This window comes from Nocardia sp. NPDC058666, assembly GCF_042714895.1.
GTDB lineage: Bacteria > Actinomycetota > Actinomycetes > Mycobacteriales > Mycobacteriaceae > Nocardia.
This window is the reverse complement of record NZ_JBHXRY010000088.1, coordinates 1-1,265: the sequence shown is the minus strand read 5'-3', so window position 1 is coordinate 1,265 and position 1,265 is coordinate 1. Positions and strand designations below refer to the sequence as shown.

General features: G+C 68.5%; 2 protein-coding genes. Both read left to right on the top strand.

Translation table 11 applies throughout. The features are described from left to right. Window positions 1–682: ABC transporter substrate-binding protein (locus tag ACFWVD_RS28680; RefSeq protein ID WP_379248030.1), on the top strand; the 682-nt coding region annotated here is incomplete at its 5' end. A gap of 10 nt (window positions 683–692) precedes the next feature. Then, the coding region (locus tag ACFWVD_RS28675) for an amino acid ABC transporter ATP-binding protein (RefSeq protein ID WP_379248028.1) at window positions 693–1,265 on the top strand (573 nt) is incomplete at its 3' end.

The window sequence follows — 1,265 nt, the reverse complement described above, 5'->3', positions numbered from 1 at the left end:
GGACAAGCCCCCCGCCGGCCAGGACATCGACATCGCCGACGCGGTCGCCAAGGTCCTCGGCGTGAAGCTGGAGCGCCAGGACGCCTCCTTCGAGACGATCCTGCCCGCTCTCGGCAGCGGCAAGTACGACTTCGGCACCGGCAACTTCGGCGTCACCACCGAACGCCTGAAGACCATCGACTTCGTCACCTACATCAACGACGGACAGGGGTTCGCGGTCAGGACCGGCAACACCACCCTGACCACACAGGTCTCCGACCTCACCCAGCTGTGCGGACTGACCATCGGAACCGGCGCGGGCACGACCTTCGAGAAGACCCTCACCGCGCAGAAGGGCGTCTGCGCCGCGGCCGGCAAGAAGCCGTACGAGGTGAAGGTCTTCTCCGAGACCGGGGCCGTCACCACCGCCCTCCAGCAGGGCCGGATCGACGTCGTCATGTCGACGATCAACGGCCTGCGCCACCAGGCCGCACAGCCCGCCGCGCAGACCGCCTTCCTCGGCGAGTACCACCGCCTCGACGTCGGATTCGCCTTCAAGAAGGGCTCCCCGCTCGCCCCCGCCCTCCAGGCCGCCGTCAACGAGCTCATCAAGAACGGCACCTACGCGCGGATCCTGCAGAAGTGGGGCACCACCGCCTCCGCGATCGACACGTCGCAGATCAACCCGGCCGAGCACGCATGAGGGGGAATCCATGAGTGACGTCATGGTCGAGGTGCGCGGTGTCCACAAGAGCTTCGGGCCACTGGAAGTGCTGCGCGGCGTCGACCTGTTGGTCCGCCCCGGCGAGGTCACCGTCATCCTCGGCCCTTCCGGGTCGGGGAAGTCCACGCTCCTGCGCACCATCAACCACTTGGAGAAGGTCGACCGCGGCTGGATCAGCGTCGACGGAGACCTGATCGGCTACCGCAGCTCCCGCGGCAAGCTGTACGAGTTGAAGGAGAAGGAGGTCCGGCGCCAGCGCACCCGCATCGGGTTCGTCTTCCAGACCTTCAACCTGTTCCCGCACCTCACGGTGCTGGACAATCTCGTCGAGGCCCCGGTGGCCGTACTGGGCCGCCCGCGTCAGGAGGCGGAGGGGACGGCCCGCCGGCTGCTGGAGCGCGTCGGGCTCGCCGACAAGGTCGACGCCTATCCGCTGCAGCTCTCCGGCGGCCAGCAGCAGCGCGTGGCCATCGCCCGCGCCCTCGCCCTGGACCCCAAGGTGCTGCTCTTCGACGAGCCCACCTCGGCACTCGACCCGGAGCTGGTCGGCGAGGTCCTGGAC